Here is a 15705-nt window from a genome sequence, read left to right on the forward strand (position 1 = left end):
CACCCATCCCTCGTGCGAGCCTAAATCGATGAGAAACAATAACTTCAACAAACTGGCAAGTGCCGTAACCCTGCTGGGTCTGACCACGACAATAGGAGCGGCACAAGCGGATACCGTCACCCTGAACTTCCACAGCGGACTCTCTCAGTCACGGCCGGAAGCCGAGCATATCGACGCCTTCGCCAGCCTGGTGGAGGAGAAGTCCGGTGGCGAGCTGAAGATCGAAGTCTACCATGCCGGCGCCCTCGGCCTGAAAGAGGCCGACATCCTGCGTACCCTGCAACGTGGCATGGTCGACATGGCGCTGCTGTATGGCGAGTACTACACCCGCGACGCACCGGCGCTGGCCTCGGTCTACGCTCAGGGCGCAATCACCGAAGCGGATCAGCACCTCGACATCCTGCCGGTTATCAAGGAGATGTACGACGACGGCTTCGCCAAATGGAACATCCATACGGTGGGTGGTGTGGTGGCACCGATCTTCGACGTCGGTCTGCACTGCAAGGAGCCTGTCGATTCCCTCGAGGACCTGCAGGGCAAGAAGGTGCGCGTGTGGTCCAGGCACTTGGTCGAAACCTTCGATGCGCTGGGGATTGTGGCGCAGGTGATTCCCCAGAATGACATGTACATGGCACTGCAGACGGGTGTCGTGGATTGTGCCTATTACCTCTCTACCGTGGCCAAGACCGTCTCCCTGCAGGAGGTCACGGAATATGAGTCGTATCTGCATCCCTGGGCCGCCGCGCCGTGGATATTCGGCATCAGCGAGCGGGCCCTGGGCCGACTCGACGACAATCAGCGCCAAGCCCTCGAGGAAGCGGGGCAGGAGATCTGGGCAACGACCCGAGATCTCGCCGTCGACCCTGAGCGCGAGGCCCAGGCGCGGGAAGAGCGCGAATCGTTGGGCATCACTGTCCTGCCGCCGTTCTCCGACGCCGACGTGGATACATTCGTCACGGCGGCATGGAGTACCTGGCAAACCATGGCTGAAAACGCCGGTGAAGATGGCATGCGTTACTACAACACCGTCACACAGGCGCTTTCCGAGTAACGCCAGACCGGGAGTCGGCAATCCTTGCCGGCTCCCTCCTCATTTCCTGGATGGGCGATATCGATGCTGCGAAAATTCAATCTGCTGATCGCGAGAACGGCATACGGTGCCTTTCTACTCGGCGTGTTCGGTGGCGTGGTCATGACGGGATTGATCTTCGTCAGCACGCTGATGCGTTACCTGGGCGGTAGCCCCCTGCGTTTCTCCGATGAGTTGGCTGGTTTACTCTTTCTATCGCTGACCTTTCTGTGCCTGCCATATGTGCTGGACAAGGGCAGACACATGCGTATCGAGATACTCCTGAACCTCGTGCCCGCACCCATGGCGCGGATCATGGATGTGATCGGCGCCATCACGCTCGTTACATTCTGTGTGGTCTTCGCCTATGAGGCCTGGGACTTCATGGACTTCTCGCTCTCCATCAGCTCACGGGCCGATATCAGCGGTATCCTGCTGTGGCCATGGATGGCGATCATGCCGTTCTCCATGCTGCTGTGCCTACTGGTGCAGTTCCGTCACGGCACACGCCAGCCCCTCGCTGACCGGGCCTTGGAAGAGGAGGTCTTGTCATGAGCTGGCTACTACTCAGTGGCAGCCTGATCGTGTTGCTCTCCAGTGGAGCGATTCTGGGTGCCGCCCTCGGTCTCACCGGGATGCTCCTGCTGCATTTCCAGGCGAACGGCGCCACGCCGCTGGCGATCAATGCCACCTGGAACATGCTCACCGACTTCACGCTCAGTGCGGTACCGCTGTTCATCTTCCTCGGCGAGATCCTGCTGGCCAGCGGGGTATCGAAGCGGGTCTATAACGGCCTGACGCCCCTTTTCGCGCGCGTTCCTGGGCAATTGCTACACACCAATATCGCCGTCTGTACCCTGTTCGGAGCCGTCAGCGGTTCCAGTACCTCCACCGCGGCGGCGATCGGCTCGGTTGGCTATCCTGAGCTGAAAAGCCGCGGTTATAACCCCAGCATGGTGGTGGGCACCCTGGCCGCGGGCGGTACACTCGGGTTGCTTATTCCGCCGAGTCTGGCGCTGATCATCTATGGCGCTACCCAGAACGTATCCATCGGCAAGTTGTTCATCGCCGGAATGCTGCCGGGCCTGATGATCGCCTGTGCGTTCTCGCTGTGGATCATGATCCGCTCCAACATCGGGGAGGCGGTGACGCCGTCGTCGAAAGGCAGGATGGACTGGGTTGCGGTACGCCGTGGGGTACTGGAAATCTGGCCGCTGCCCATTCTCATCTTCTTCGTGCTGGGCACCATCTACCTTGGCATCGCGACACCCACCGAGGCCGCGGCATTGGGCGTCGTCGCCAGCATCGTGCTGGGGATGACCTGGGGAGACCTGACCCTGCAGCGCCTGTGGGAAGCGTTCAAGCATGCCTCGCTGATGTTCGCCGCCATCGGCATGATCCTGATTGGCACGGTAATTCTCTCGCAGGCCGTCAGTCTGCTGGGCATTCCGCGCGCCGCCCTCGATGCGATCGGCGGCTTCGGCCTGGGGCCCTATGGCATCCTGCTGATGATCGTCATCGTCTATATCGTGCTCGGATGCTTCTTCGACGGTATCTCGCTATTGCTGATGACGTTGCCGATCACCTTCCCGATGGTCACCAGCCTGGGCTTCGACCCGATCTGGTTCGGCATCATTGTCACGCTGCTGATCGAGATCGGCATGATCACACCCCCCGTGGGACTCAACCTCTTCGTGCTGTCGTCGATCTCGAACAACGATGTCGACTTGCCCTCCGCAGCGAAGGCCTCCTTGCCTTACTGGCTGATTCTGCTCGGTGCAGTGGGACTGTTCACGGCCTTCCCGAGCATCATCCTGTGGATCACGGAGTGGTTGTGAGCGATTTCGTCCTACGAGACCACTACCTTCTAGAGCGCGACTCCGAAGAAGACGCGCTGCTCAAGCATGCCGAGGTGGGAGTGCCCGGGTTGCAGGAGCTGGTGCAGGAGCTCCGCGAGCAGACCAATATCATGCTGCCCTCGGTGCGGGCGGCGCTGGAGCGGTTCCTCCTGCCGGCCTTGCGATAGCGCAACCGAGCCTGAAGACCGAGACGCCCCCGGATCGAGAGATCCGGGGGCGTTTTTTCGTTTCCCCATGCCCATGTCACGCCGGCCTGGTCATCGGCCTGAGCGCGCCGGGCCTTGCCCTGGCGGACGCCGAAACGGCGGGGCCCGCGCGATGGCGGGCCCCGTCGGGTATGGCGAAAGGCTTAGGCTTAGCTGCGGACCACCTGCAGGCTCGGGACGCTATGCCCCAGGTTCTCCTGCATCCGCTCGCTGTACCAGTTGATGAAGTCGATCACCCCGAACTCGTAGGTCTCGGAGTAGGGGCCGGGCTCGTAGGCCTTGGAGTTGATGCCGCGCTGATTCTCCTCGGCCAGGCGACGGTCCTGGTCGTTGGTGGCATCCCACACCCGGCGCATGGTCTCGGGGTGGTAATCGACCCCCTCCACGGCGTCCTTGTGCACCAGCCACTTGGTGGTCACCAGGGTCTGCTGGGGACCCAGCGGCAGCACGCGGAAGACGATGGCGTGGTCGCCCATGAAGTGGTTCCAGGAGTTGGGCAGGTGCAGGATGCGCAACGAACCCATGTCGGGGCTTTCGAGCCGGCCCATCAGCTTGTTGCACGCCGGCTGGCCATCCATGGTCATGGAGACGATGCCGTTGAGCAGCGGCGTGCGGGTCAGGCGGTTGCGCTTGCCGAAGCGCTTGAGTTGCCAGGGCACCCGCTGGTCGTCCCACTCGCTCTGCTTCTTCGCCACCAGCGCCTTGTAGGCGGGCGTGGCCCGCGGGTCATCGGTATCATCGAACTCCTGCAGGGAGTTGAGCAGTTCCGGATGGGCGCCGTTGCAGTGGTAGCACTCGCGGTTGTTCTCGATGACCAGCTTCCAGTTGGCCTGCTCGACGATGTGTGACTCCACCGCCACCTTGACGTTGGCCATGTCGTAGGGCTCGAGGTAGTGCTCGAGGGTCTCCAGGAAGTCGTCGAGGGCCGGCGGCTGCTCGGCGAGGCTGACGAAGATGAAGCCGCCCGCCGTGCGCACGTGTACCGGCTTCAGTCCGTAGGCATTCAGATCGAAATTCTCGCCCATGTCGCTGCCGGCGAACAGCAGCCGGCCGTCGAGCTCGTAGGTCCACTGGTGGTAGGGGCAGACCAGCTTGGCGACCTTGCCCTTGTCGCTGACGCACAGCCGCGAGCCGCGGTGGCGGCAGACGTTGTGGAAACCGTGCACCGCCCCGTCGTTGCCGCGCACCAGGATCACCGGGTTGTCGCCGATCTCCAGGGTCATGTAGTTGCCCTTGGCGGGGATCTCGCAGGTCAAGCCGGCGAACAGCCACTCCTTGCCGAAGATCTCCTGCATGTCCAGGGCGAACAGCCGGGCGTCGTTGTAGAAGGGCTGGGGCAGCGAGAAGTTTCGCGCGCGACTGGCAAGCATGGCACTGGTGGCCTCGCGTGCCGGGGCCAGGTCGTCGTCCAGGTGGAGGTGGGAAATCGGATCCATGGAAACACTTCCTCGTGCAGGCCGCGCGTGCGGCATCGGGCGGATTATCGGTGTTGTGAGAGGGGTGGCGTCGTGTGACGGACCGCACACGCCAGTCGCGGTGTTGGCTGAAAACAGGGCGAGTGTGGATCAGCCGGCGAGGGCAGAGTTGTCTGCCGGCGACAGGCGTCGATGCAGGGGCGACGTCCGGATCATGAAAAAGGGCGACGAGTGGAAATCACGGGCATGCCCGTGTCGCTGACAGACAAGTGGGGGCGCCATCGACTGGCGCAGAATTCCGCCCAACGACAAGCGGTCGCACCGCGGTCGGACCCTCCCATGGTGCAGCCCAGGCGACACGAACATGACAATGAACTTCCTCAACCCCGTCACGACCCAGACCTGGACCAACGGCCGCCATGCGGTGCGCTGTGTCAAGGTGATCCAGGAGACCTGGGACGTGCGCACCTTCTGCTTCATGGCCGAGCAGCCGGTGCTGTTCTTCTTCAAGCCAGGCCAGTTCGTGACCCTGGAGCTGGAGATCGACGGCGAGCCGATCATGCGCTCCTACACCATCTCCAGCTCGCCCTCGGTGCCCTACAGCTTCTCGATTACCGTCAAGCGGGTGCCCGGCGGCAAGGTTTCCAACTGGCTCCACGACAATCTCAAGTTGGGTGACGAGCTGGCGGTGCACGGCCCGGTGGGCAACTTCAATGCCATCGACTACCCGGCGGAGAAGATCCTGATGCTCTCCGGCGGCGTGGGCATTACCCCCTTGATGTCCATGGCGCGCTGGTTCTTCGATACCAATTCTGCCGTGGATATCGAGTTCGTGCACAGTGCCCGCACGCCCCGGGACATCATCTTCCACCGCGAGCTGGAGCACATCTTCTCGCGGATCCCCGAATTCAAGCTGCATATCGTCTGCGAGCACAGCGACGAGCTGGGCGAGGCCTGGGCCGGCTTCCGTGGCTACCTCAGCCAGCAGATGCTGGAGCTGATGGCGCCGGATTTTCTGGAGCGTGAGATCTTCTGCTGTGGCCCCACGCCCTACATGAACGCCGTCAAGAACCTGCTCAAGAACAACGGCTTCGACATGAGTCACTACCACGAGGAGTCCTTCGGTGCCACCCCGGTCGATGTGCAGGAGGAGGCGCTCGAGCATGCCGAGCTGGCCGAGGCGCAGGCCGAGGAGCTCGACGCGGCCGACTTGATCAGCGTCGAGTTCAGCACCACCGGCAAGAGCGTGCGCATCCAGCCCGACGAGACGGTGCACTCGGCGGCGGCCAAGCTGGGACTGCATATCCCCAAGGCGTGCGGCATGGGCATCTGCGGCACCTGCCGGGTACCGCTTATCTCCGGCGAGGTCGACATGGAGCACAACGGCGGCATCACCGAGGAGGACGTCGCCGAGGGCTACATCCTCTCCTGCTGCAGCAAGCCACGGGGCGACGTGGTGGTGGCGTACTGAAGGACTCGCTGTGGCCCTCGCCTTTGCGTGCCCCTTTACGCCCAGAGGCGAGGGCATGCACGCCTGATGCCCGTGAGGAGAGGACGCTTCGGCAACCGGCGTGCCCCGGAGGGAGGAAGTCCGGGGCACGCCGGTTGCCTTTAGTTTGCGGCCTCGGGTTTCATCCGTCCGATGGGACGGGCACCCATCCGAACCGGATGTCGGAAAGACGACAGCGATGTCGCAAACGCATCGAGTCGTGACGCTTGCAAGCAGCATGGTATCTCGACCGCAGGGATACCATCGCGGCAGGTGAACGCACCCAATGATCTCGTCAACGACAACAAGCCGGAGCCCCGAGATGACCGACCGTGAAGGATACTGCCCCCAGGCCTCCCTGGCCGCCTATGACCCCGCCCTGGCCAGCGCCATTGCCGACGAGGCGGTGCGCCAGGAGGCCCATATCGAACTGATCGCCTCCGAGAACTATGCCAGCCGGCACGTGATGGCGGCCCAGGGCTCCCAGTTGACCAACAAGTATGCCGAGGGCTATCCCGGCAAGCGCTACTACGGCGGCTGCGAGCACGTCGACGTGGTCGAGCGTCTGGCCATCGAGCGCGCCTGCGACCTGTTCGGCGCCGACTACGCCAACGTCCAGCCCCACTCTGGCGCCCAGGCCAATGCCGCGGCCTTCATGGCCCTGGTCAGCCCGGGCGACACCGTGCTGGGCATGAGCCTGGCCCACGGCGGCCACCTGACCCACGGGGCGGCGCCGAATTTCTCCGGCAAGCACTATCACGCCGTGCAGTACGGCCTGAACCCGGAGACCGGCGAGATCGACTACGCCGAGGTCGAGCGTCTGGCGCGTGAGCATCGTCCCAAGATGATCATCGCCGGTTTCTCCGCCTATTCGCGGGTGGTCGACTGGCGGCGCTTCCGCACCATCGCCGACGAGGTCGGCGCCTGGCTGCTGGTCGATATGGCTCATGTGGCAGGGCTCGTGGCGGCCGGGTTGTATCCGAGCCCGCTGCCCCACGCCCATGTGGTCACCACCACCACTCACAAGACCCTGCGCGGCCCGCGCGGTGGCCTGATCCTCTCGGCCCACGGCGACGAGGGGCTGTACAAGAAGCTCAACGGGGCGGTCTTCCCGGGCCAGCAGGGCGGCCCGCTGATGCACGTGATCGCCGCCAAGGCGGTGGCCTTCAAGGAGGCCATGAGCCAGGACTTCGTGCGCTACCAGCAGCGGGTGATCGACAACGCCCGCGCCATGGCCAGGGTGTTCGTCGACCGGGGCTATGACGTGGTCTCCGGCGGTACCGACGACCATCTGTTCCTGGTCTCGCTGATTCGCCAGGGCGTGACCGGCAAGGACGCCGATGCGGCCCTGGGACGGGCGCACATCACCGTCAACAAGAACGCCGTGCCCAACGATCCCCAGAGCCCCTTCGTGACCTCGGGACTGCGCCTGGGTACCCCGGCGGTGACCACCCGCGGTTTCGGCGTCGAGGAGTGCTCCGAGTTGGCCGGCTGGATCTGCGACATCCTCGACGTGCTGGCCGAGCAGGGCAACTGCGAGGCCGTGGAAGCCGAGGTGCACGAGAAGGTCGAGGCGCTCTGCGCGCGCTATCCGGTATACGGTGACGCCGCCTCGCTGGCGCACGAGACATCCATCGCCTGAACCCGTTCGTCGGGGTGGTCCCCGACCAACCGGTCGGGGACCGATCGAGGAGAGACAGCATGCAACGTTATTCAGGCTTCGGGCTGGTCAAGCACGCACTGAGCCACCACGAGAACTGGCAGCGCCAGTGGCGCAACCCCACGCCGAAGAAGCAGTACGACGTGATCATCATCGGTGGCGGCGGCCACGGCCTGGCCACGGCCTACTACCTGGCCAAGGAGCACGGCGTGAAGAACGTCGCCGTGCTCGAGAAGGGCTGGCTGGGGGGCGGCAATACCGCGCGCAACACCACCATCGTGCGCTCCAACTACCTGTGGGACGAGGCGGCGGCGCTCTACGAGCATTCCATGAAGCTGTGGGAGGGACTGTCTCAGGACCTCAACTACAATGTCATGTTCTCCCAGCGTGGCGTGCTCAACCTGGGCCACACCCTGCAGGACATGCGTGACATCCAGCGCCGGGTCAACGCCAACCGTCTCAACGGCATCGACGGCGAGGTGCTCGACGCCAAGGGCGTCCAGGAACTGGTGCCGATCATGGACTGCTCCAAGAACGCCCGCTACCCGGTGCTCGGCGCCTCCTGGCAGCCGCGGGCCGGCGTGGCGCGCCACGACGCCGTGGCCTGGGGCTTCGCCCGTGCCGCCGACGCCCATGGCGTGGACATCCTCCAGCAGACCGAGGTCACCGGCTTCAAGATCCGCGATGGCCAGATCTATGGCGTGCACACCAACCGTGGCGACATCGAGGCCAAGACCGTCGGCTGCGTGGCCGCCGGCAACTCCGGGGTGCTGGCGAAGATGGCCGGGATCAAGCTGCCGCTGGAGTCCCATCCGCTGCAGGCGCTGGTCTCCGAGCCGCTCAAGCCGGTGCTCGACACCGTGGTGATGTCCAACCATGTCCACGGCTATATCAGCCAGTCGGACAAGGGCGACCTGGTCATCGGGGCCGGCATCGACGGCTACAACGGCTACGGGCAGCGCGGCAGCTACCCCACCGTGGAGCACACCCTGCAGGCCATCGTCGAGATGTTCCCGATCTTCTCCCGGGTGCGCATGAACCGCCAGTGGGGCGGCATCGTCGATACCTGCCCGGATGCCTGTCCGATCCTCTCCAAGACCCAGGTCAAGGGGCTCTACTTCAACTGCGGCTGGGGCACCGGTGGCTTCAAGGCCACTCCGGGTTCGGCCCATGTCTTCGCCGCCAGCCTCGCCAAGGGCGAGATGCACCCGATTGCCGCGCCCTTCTCCATTGACCGCTTCCATACCGGGGCGCTGGTCGACGAGCATGGTGCCGCCGGCGTGGCGCACTGACCAACCGCAGAGGAAAGCCGACATGTTCTATATTCATTGCCCCTACTGCGGCGAGTACCGCGAGGAAGAGGAATTCCACCCCAAGGGTCAGGCGCACATCGCCAGGCCCGAGGATCCGGATGCCTGCAGCGACGAGGCGTGGGGCGACTACCTGTTCTTCCGCGACAACCCGCGCGGCATCCACCACGAGCTGTGGGTGCACGCCGTGGGCTGCCGCAAGTTCTTCAACGTCACCCGTAACACCGTGACCTACGAGATCCTCGAGACCTACAAGATGGGCGAGCAGCCGACAGTCACTGCCGAGCACCCCGAAGGCCGGCCGTCCCGTGACGCCGCCGACCAGGGAACGCTTCATGAAGGAGTCCGCGCATGAGCCAGCCGAATCGCCTCACTCAGGGCGGGCGCATCGATCGCCGCCAGCCCCTGAGCTTTACCTTCAACGGCCAGGCCTACCAGGGCTATGCCGGTGATACCCTGGCCTCGGCACTGCTGGCCAACGGGGTGGACATTGTCAACCGCAGCTTCAAGTACTCGCGCCCCCGCGGCGTCGTCGCCGCCGGTGCCGAGGAACCCAATGCGATCGTCCAGCTGGGCAGCACCGAGGCCGCCCAGGTCCCCAACGTGCGCGCTACCCAGCAGGCGCTGTTCGACGGCCTCACCGCGCGCAGCACCAACGGCTGGCCCAGTGTGCAGCGCGACCTGATGGGCCTGGTCGGCAAGCTGGGCGGCCAGTTCATGCCCCCGGGCTTCTATTACAAGACCTTCATGGCCCCGGCCTCCCTGTGGATGACCTACGAGAAATACATCCGCAAGAGCGCGGGCCTGGGGCGTAGCCCGGCGGAAGCCGACCCGGACATCTACGACCACTTGCACCAGCACTGCGATGTCCTGGTGATCGGTGCCGGCCCGGCGGGCCTGGCGGCCGCGCTGGCCGCCGCCCGCAGCGGCGCCCGGGTGATCCTGGCCGACGAGCAGGAGGAGTTGGGTGGCTCGCTGCTCGACAGCCGTGAGTTGCTCGACGATGAGCCGGCGGGGGAGTGGGTAGCCGCGGCGGTGGCCGAACTCGCCGGTCGTGACAACGTCACCCTGCTGCCGCGCACCACCGCCAACGGCTACCACGACCACAATTTCGTGACCCTGCACGAGCGGTGCACCGAGCATCTCGGCGAGGTCGCGCCGCGCGTCACCGGGCGTCGCCAGGTGCGCTCGCGCATGCACCGGGTGCGCGCGGGCCGGGTGGTGCTGGCCACCGGCGCCCACGAGCGGCCGTTGGTCTATGCGGGCAACGACGTGCCGGGCAATCTGCTGGCCGGGGCCGTCTCCACCTATATTCGCCGTTACGGCGTGGTGCCGGGCCACAAGCTGGTGCTCTCCACCAGCAACGACCATGCCTATCGTGCCGCCCTGGACTGGCAAGAGGCCGGCCGCGAGGTGGTGGCCATCGTCGACGCCCGGTCATCGCCCGACGGCGAGTGGGTCGAGCAGGCCCGCGCCCGCGGTATCCGCATCATCGAAGGCGCGGCGGTGATCGAGGCCAAGGGCGAGTCCCGGGTTAACGCCGCCCGGGTGGCGAAGATCGACCTGGACGGCTTCCGCGTGGCCGGTGCCGCCGAGACCCTGACCTGCGATACCATCGCCAGCTCCGGTGGTTACAGCCCGGTGATCCACCTGGCCTCCCACACCGGCGCACGGCCGACCTGGAACGATGACATCCTCGGTTTCGTTCCCAGCCTGGTGGCGGGGGTGAGCGCCGTGGGCGGGGCCCAGGGCGTCTATGCGCTGCCCGAGGTGCTCGCCGATGGTGCCGCGGCGGGCCGAGAGGCCGCCACGGCCTGCGGCCATGCCGCCGCCGAGGTCGAGCTGCCGAATGTCGCGGCGATCCGCGAAGGGGCGGCCTGCGCGCTCTACCAGGTGCCCCACGAGAAGCCGACCCTGCGCGCGCCCAAGCAGTTCGTCGACCTGCAGAACGACGTCACCGCGGCGGGCATCGAGCTGGCCACCCGGGAGGGCTTCGAGTCGATCGAGCACGTCAAGCGCTACACCGCCATGGGCTTCGGCACCGACCAGGGCAAGCTCGGCAACATCAACGGCATGGCCATCGCCGCCCGCTGCCTGGGTCGGTCGATCCCCGAGGTGGGCACCACGGTGTTCCGTCCCAACTACACCCCGGTGACCTTCGGCGCCATCGTCGGTCGTCACTGCCGCGAGCTGTTCGATCCGGAGCGCTACACCGCCATGCACCAGTGGCATGTGGAACACGGCGCCGAGTTCGAGGAAGTGGGCCAGTGGAAGCGCCCCTGGTACTTCCCGAAGACCGTCAATGGCAAGATCGAGACGATGCACGAGGCGGTGGCCCGCGAGTGCCTGGCGGTGCGCGAGGCCGTGGGCATTCTGGATGCCTCGACGCTGGGCAAGATCGACATCCAGGGTCCGGATGCCCGGGAGTTCCTGGGCCGGGTCTACACCAACAAGTGGGCCAAGCTGGCCCCCGGCCGCGTCCGCTATGGCCTGATGTGCAAGGACGACGGCATGGTGTTCGACGACGGCACCACCAGCTGCCTGGGCGAGAACCACTTCCTGATGACCACCACCACCGGCGGCGCCGCCACGGTGCTGGAATGGCTGGAACTGTGGCACCAGACCGAGTGGCCGGAGCTCGAGGTCTACTTCAACTCGGTGACCGATCATTGGGCGACCATGACCATCACCGGGCCGGAGGCGCGCAAGCTGCTGGCGGAAGTGACTGACATGGACTTGGACAAGGAGAGCTTCAAGTTCATGGACTGGCGCGAGGGCGTCGTGGCCGGCGTACCGGCGCGGGTGTTCCGGATCTCCTTCACCGGCGAGCTGGCCTTCGAGATCAACGTCCAGGCCAACTATGCCCTGCACGTCTGGGAGACGCTGTTCGCCCATGGCGAGAAGTACGGCCTGACGCCCTACGGCACCGAGACGATGCACGTGTTGCGCGCCGAGAAGGGCTTCATCATCGCCGGCCAGGACACCGACGGCTCGGTGACGCCGGAGGACCTGGGCATGCACTGGGCGATCGGCTACGACAAGCCGTTCTCCTGGATCGGCCAGCGGGCCCTGTCGCGTCCGGATACCGCGCGTACCGACCGCAAGCAGCTGGTGGGCCTCAAGCCCAAGGACCCCAAGGTGGTGCTGGAAGAGGGCGCCCAGATCGTCTTCGATCCGAAGCACGCCATCCCCATGCCCATGGTGGGGCACGTGACCTCCAGCTACTACAGCCCGACCCTCGACTCGGGCTTCGCCCTGGCCGTGGTCAAGGGCGGTCAGCAGAAGATGGGCGAGACCGTCTATCTGCCCATGGCCGACGGCCAGGTCCATGAGGCCGAAATCGTCAGCCCCATCTTCCTCGATCCCAAGGGAGAGCGTCAGAATGTCTAACGTCGCAACCTTCGATACCCGCACCGAGGCCAAGATCCCGGTGGAATCGCCGCTGGCCTACTCCTACCGCCGCTCGGGGGCTCCGGTCCCCGACCGCAAGAGCCGGGTGGTGCTGCGCGAGCACCCCTTCCTGGGCCACTTGGTGCTGCGCGGCGGGGCCATCGTCCTCGACGAGGCGGTGCGCGAGGTGCTCGGCGTCTCGCTGCCCGGCGAGCCTCAGGGGCTGGTGCACGACGCCGAAGGCGTGCGTTCGGTCCAGTGGATCTCCCCGGACGAGTGGCTGGTCATCGTCCCCGGCGGCGAGGAATTCGAGCTGGAGAACCGGCTGCGCGAGGCCCTGGGCGGCGCCCATATCGCCATCAGCAACGTCAGCGGCGGCCAGACCCTGGTCGAACTCGAGGGTGAGGCCGCTCGGGAGCTGTTGATGAAGTCGGTGGTCTACGACGTCCATCCAAGCCACTTCCCGGTGGGCAAGGGCGTCACCACCGTCTTTGCCAAGACCACGGTGATCCTGCGCCGTCCCGGCGAGGAGCGCTGGGAGCTGGTGGTACGCCGCAGCTTCGCCGACTACACCTATCGCTGGCTGCTGGATGCCGGAGAGGAGTACGGCATCGGCGTCGAACGCTGATCCCGGCCTTCATCCAAGGAGCTTTACAAGGCCGGGGTTCTCCCCGGCCTTCTTTCGACAGGAGTTCTGCCATGAGCCGTACTGCCGATACCTGGATCCTGGCCGCCCAATGCCCCAGTCGCCTGGGTACCGTGGACGTGGTCACCCGCTTCCTCAAGGAGCAGCGCTGCTACATCACCGAGCAGCACTCCTTCGACGACCGGCTGAGCGGTGGCTTCTTCATCCGTACCGAGTTCCGCCCGCCAGCGGCCGACTTCGAGGGCGAGGCCTTCCGCGCCGCCTTCGTCGACCGGGCCGCCGAGTTCGACATGACCTTCGAGCTGACCGCTCCCGGGACGCGCATGCCGGTGGTGATCATGGTCTCGAAGGCCGATCACTGCCTCAACGACCTGCTCTATCGCTATCGCACCGGTCAACTGCCGATCGAGATCCGGGCGGTGGTCTCCAACCACCCTGACCTGGAGCCGCTGGCGGTCTGGCATGGCCTGCCCTATCACCACTTGCCGATTACCCCGGAGACCAAGGCCGAGCAGGAGGCCAGGGTCTGGCAGGTGATCGAGGAGACCGGCGCCGAGCTGGTGATCCTGGCGCGCTATATGCAAGTGCTGTCCAGTGACCTGTGCGAGAAGCTCAGTGGACGGGCGATCAATATCCATCACTCGCTGCTGCCCGGCTTCAAGGGCGCCAGGCCCTACCACCAGGCCTACGACAAGGGCGTCAAGCTGGTCGGCGCCACCGCTCATTACATCAACGACGACCTGGACGAGGGCCCGATCATCACCCAGGGGGTGGAGCCGGTCAGTCACGCCGACTACCCCGAGGACCTGGTGGCCAAGGGGCGCGACATCGAGTGTCTGACCCTATCCCGGGCGGTGGCCCTGCACGTGGAGCGGCGAGTCTTCCTGCACGCCAGCCGCACCGTGGTCTTCGATCGTTAGGTACCCGAGGGGCGCGACATCGAGTGCCGCTTTCCGCTTTCAGCCGGGCGGTCGGCCCTTGACCACCAGCACCACCCCGGCGATGGCGATGGCCATGCCCGCCAGCGCCGGGAGCGGCAGTCGCTCGTCGAAGAGAATCCAGGCCTCCAGCGCCGTCACCGGCGGCACCAGGTAGAAGAGGCTGGCCACCCGCGAGGCCTCGCCGCGCTTGATCAGCGCCATCAGCAGCAGGATGGCGGCGATCGACAGCACCAGCACCAGCCAGCCCAGGGTCAGGGCGAAGGTCGGGGTCCAGGCGATGCTGCGCTCCTCGAACAGCAGCGCCCCCAGCCCCAGCACCGCCCCGGCGACCAGGTATTGCACCACGGTGCCCGAGAGCAGCGGCATCCCGACGCAATGACGTTTCTGGTAGAGGGTGCCGAGCGAGATACCCACCAGCGCCACCAGCACGCTGACCAGGGCCCCGATGCCGAAGCCCTGGAAGAGGCCGTCCCCCGGATCCAGCTTGCCACCGAGCACCAGGGTAATGCCCACCAGCCCCAGCGCCAGGCCGAGCCACTGTCGCGGTGCCAGCCGCTCGTTCAGTAGCGGCCCGGCGAGTGCCGCGGTCAGCAGCGGCTGGAGTCCCACCAGCAGCGAGGCCAGCCCCGCCGGCATGCCCTGGTAGATGCCGTAGAAGACCCCGCCCAGATAGGCGCCGTGGACCAGCAGTCCCGAGACGGCGATGTGCCCCCACAGCCTCGCACCCCGCGGCCAGCCGCCTCCCAGCAGCTGCACCAGGGGCACCAGCAGCGCCAGGGTCAGCACGAAACGGATGAACAGGAAGGTGAAGGGTTCGGCATAGGGCAGGCCGAACTTGGCACCGATGAAGCCGGTGCTCCAGAGCGCCACGAACAGGATGGGCATGGCGGCCAGCCAGGCCGAGGCGAGGGGAGAGGAGGGTGTCGGGTTCATCGGTCGGGCGGTATCCGGATCGAGGGAGCATGAGAACGAACGGCTTTCGACCATACTGTGCCACCACGATTTAGCAAAGTGCGATGTCCCGGCGCGGCGAATTCCTTTCGATAAGGCATCCCATTATCGTTCTCACCATGGGGCGCCAGAGGCGATCATGGCGCCGTTCCTGGCGAAGCACCGGCTCACCCCGTCTCTTTATAGAGACGATTGTTTAAGTTGTGCGTACCTTTTGTTTCATTTAATTACATCAAAATTCTGAACGGGACCCGCTCGCCGTCGTCACAAGGAGGCCATTCATACCGCAACACCCTGGAGGTATTCATGAAAAGGATGACTGCACTGTTCTCGGCTGCCCTGCTTTCCGCGGGCATGATGACCGCCACGGCTCACGCCCAGCAGGACCCGGCCCAGGCGCCCGAACAGCCGCAGGCGGCAGCACCGGCCCAGGACTTCACCGACGAGCAGCTGCAGCAGTTCGCCGATGCCTCCCAGGAGATCGCCGTGATTTCCCAGGAGTATACCGAGCGTCTGCAGGCTGCCGAGGATGAGGCCACCCAGCAGGAAGTGCGCATGGAAGCCAACGACAGGATGGTCGAGGTGGTCGAGGGCAGCGGTCTCGACGTGGATACCTTCAACGCCATCGGTCAGGCCATCCAGCAGGACCCCGAGCTGATGCAACGGGTTCAGGAGATGGCGAATCCCTCCTGAGGGAATCCTGCGCTCACCGCGGCCACGAGGGCCGGCGGCTCCGAGGGCCACCCCGTCACGGGGTGGCCCTCGTCGT

At 65.5% G+C, this 15705-nt stretch carries 14 protein-coding genes; 12 read left to right on the forward strand and 2 right to left on the reverse strand.

Annotated features, from left to right (window positions below; all coding sequences use genetic code 11):
- The first annotated feature begins 28 nt into the window (after positions 1 to 28).
- From dctP to MKP05_RS17795, 4 genes are all read left to right on the forward strand, one after another.
- Positions 29 to 1051 carry a TRAP transporter substrate-binding protein DctP gene (gene dctP, locus MKP05_RS17780; RefSeq protein ID WP_240569509.1) on the forward strand — a complete coding sequence of 341 codons (1023 nt, stop codon included), beginning with the start codon at positions 29 to 31 and terminating at the stop codon, positions 1049 to 1051.
- A gap of 63 nt (positions 1052 to 1114) precedes the next feature.
- Positions 1115 to 1624: a TRAP transporter small permease gene (locus MKP05_RS17785; RefSeq protein WP_240569510.1), complete on the forward strand. Its 510-nt coding sequence runs from the start codon at positions 1115 to 1117 to the stop codon at positions 1622 to 1624.
- A complete protein-coding gene (locus MKP05_RS17790; RefSeq protein WP_240569511.1) occupies positions 1621 to 2907 on the forward strand; it encodes a TRAP transporter large permease in 1287 nt (428 codons plus the stop codon). The genes MKP05_RS17785 and MKP05_RS17790 overlap by 4 nt, the downstream gene beginning before the upstream one ends.
- On the forward strand, positions 2904 to 3095 hold the full coding sequence (locus MKP05_RS17795; RefSeq protein WP_240569512.1) for a hypothetical protein: 192 nt from the start codon (positions 2904 to 2906) through the stop codon (positions 3093 to 3095). Before MKP05_RS17790 ends, MKP05_RS17795 begins: the two co-directional genes overlap by 4 nt.
- A gap of 188 nt (positions 3096 to 3283) precedes the next feature.
- Here MKP05_RS17795 and gbca read toward each other — a convergent pair whose 3' ends face one another.
- Positions 3284 to 4570 carry a glycine betaine monooxygenase oxygenase subunit gene (gene gbca, locus MKP05_RS17800; RefSeq protein WP_240569513.1) on the reverse strand — a complete coding sequence of 429 codons (1287 nt, stop codon included), beginning with the start codon at positions 4568 to 4570 and terminating at the stop codon, positions 3284 to 3286.
- A gap of 343 nt (positions 4571 to 4913) precedes the next feature.
- Here gbca and gbcB point away from each other — a divergent pair, with 343 nt between their 5' ends.
- From gbcB to purU, 7 genes are all read left to right on the forward strand, one after another.
- Positions 4914 to 6020, forward strand: coding sequence for a glycine betaine monooxygenase reductase subunit (gbcB, locus tag MKP05_RS17805; RefSeq protein ID WP_240569514.1), 1107 nt, complete (start codon positions 4914 to 4916; stop codon positions 6018 to 6020).
- Between the two features lie 340 nt (positions 6021 to 6360).
- A complete protein-coding gene (gene glyA, locus MKP05_RS17810; protein WP_240569515.1) occupies positions 6361 to 7680 on the forward strand; it encodes a serine hydroxymethyltransferase in 1320 nt (439 codons plus the stop codon).
- Positions 7681 to 7739: 59 nt separating this feature from the next.
- Positions 7740 to 8990, forward strand: coding sequence for a sarcosine oxidase subunit beta family protein (locus MKP05_RS17815; RefSeq protein ID WP_110283343.1), 1251 nt, complete (start codon positions 7740 to 7742; stop codon positions 8988 to 8990).
- 22 nt (positions 8991 to 9012) lie between these two features.
- Positions 9013 to 9363, forward strand: a complete 351-nt coding sequence (locus MKP05_RS17820; protein ID WP_240569516.1) for a sarcosine oxidase subunit delta — start codon at positions 9013 to 9015, stop codon at positions 9361 to 9363.
- Positions 9360 to 12398: a sarcosine oxidase subunit alpha family protein gene (locus tag MKP05_RS17825; RefSeq protein WP_240569517.1), complete on the forward strand. Its 3039-nt coding sequence runs from the start codon at positions 9360 to 9362 to the stop codon at positions 12396 to 12398. The genes MKP05_RS17820 and MKP05_RS17825 overlap by 4 nt, the downstream gene beginning before the upstream one ends.
- The gene (locus MKP05_RS17830; protein WP_240569518.1) at positions 12391 to 13026 is read left to right on the forward strand and encodes a sarcosine oxidase subunit gamma; all 636 of its coding nucleotides are present in this window, start codon (positions 12391 to 12393) and stop codon (positions 13024 to 13026) included. Before MKP05_RS17825 ends, MKP05_RS17830 begins: the two co-directional genes overlap by 8 nt.
- Positions 13027 to 13097: 71 nt before the next feature.
- Positions 13098 to 13964 (forward strand): formyltetrahydrofolate deformylase, encoded by an 867-nt coding sequence (purU, locus tag MKP05_RS17835; protein ID WP_240569519.1) that lies wholly within the window; start codon positions 13098 to 13100, stop codon positions 13962 to 13964.
- A 39-nt stretch (positions 13965 to 14003) separates the two neighbouring features.
- On the opposite strand, the gene MKP05_RS17840 is transcribed toward purU, so the two are convergent.
- Entirely contained in the window at positions 14004 to 14918 is a 915-nt protein-coding gene (locus MKP05_RS17840) for a DMT family transporter (protein WP_240569520.1), read from the reverse strand.
- Positions 14919 to 15242: 324 nt separating this feature from the next.
- Between MKP05_RS17840 and MKP05_RS17845 the strand changes: the two genes are divergently transcribed.
- Positions 15243 to 15629, forward strand: a complete 387-nt coding sequence (locus tag MKP05_RS17845; RefSeq protein ID WP_110283349.1) for a DUF4168 domain-containing protein — start codon at positions 15243 to 15245, stop codon at positions 15627 to 15629.
- Positions 15630 to 15705: the final 76 nt, after the last annotated feature.

Source organism: Halomonas flagellata (genome assembly GCF_022487945.1).
GTDB classification, from domain to species: Bacteria; Pseudomonadota; Gammaproteobacteria; order Pseudomonadales; family Halomonadaceae; genus Halomonas; species Halomonas flagellata.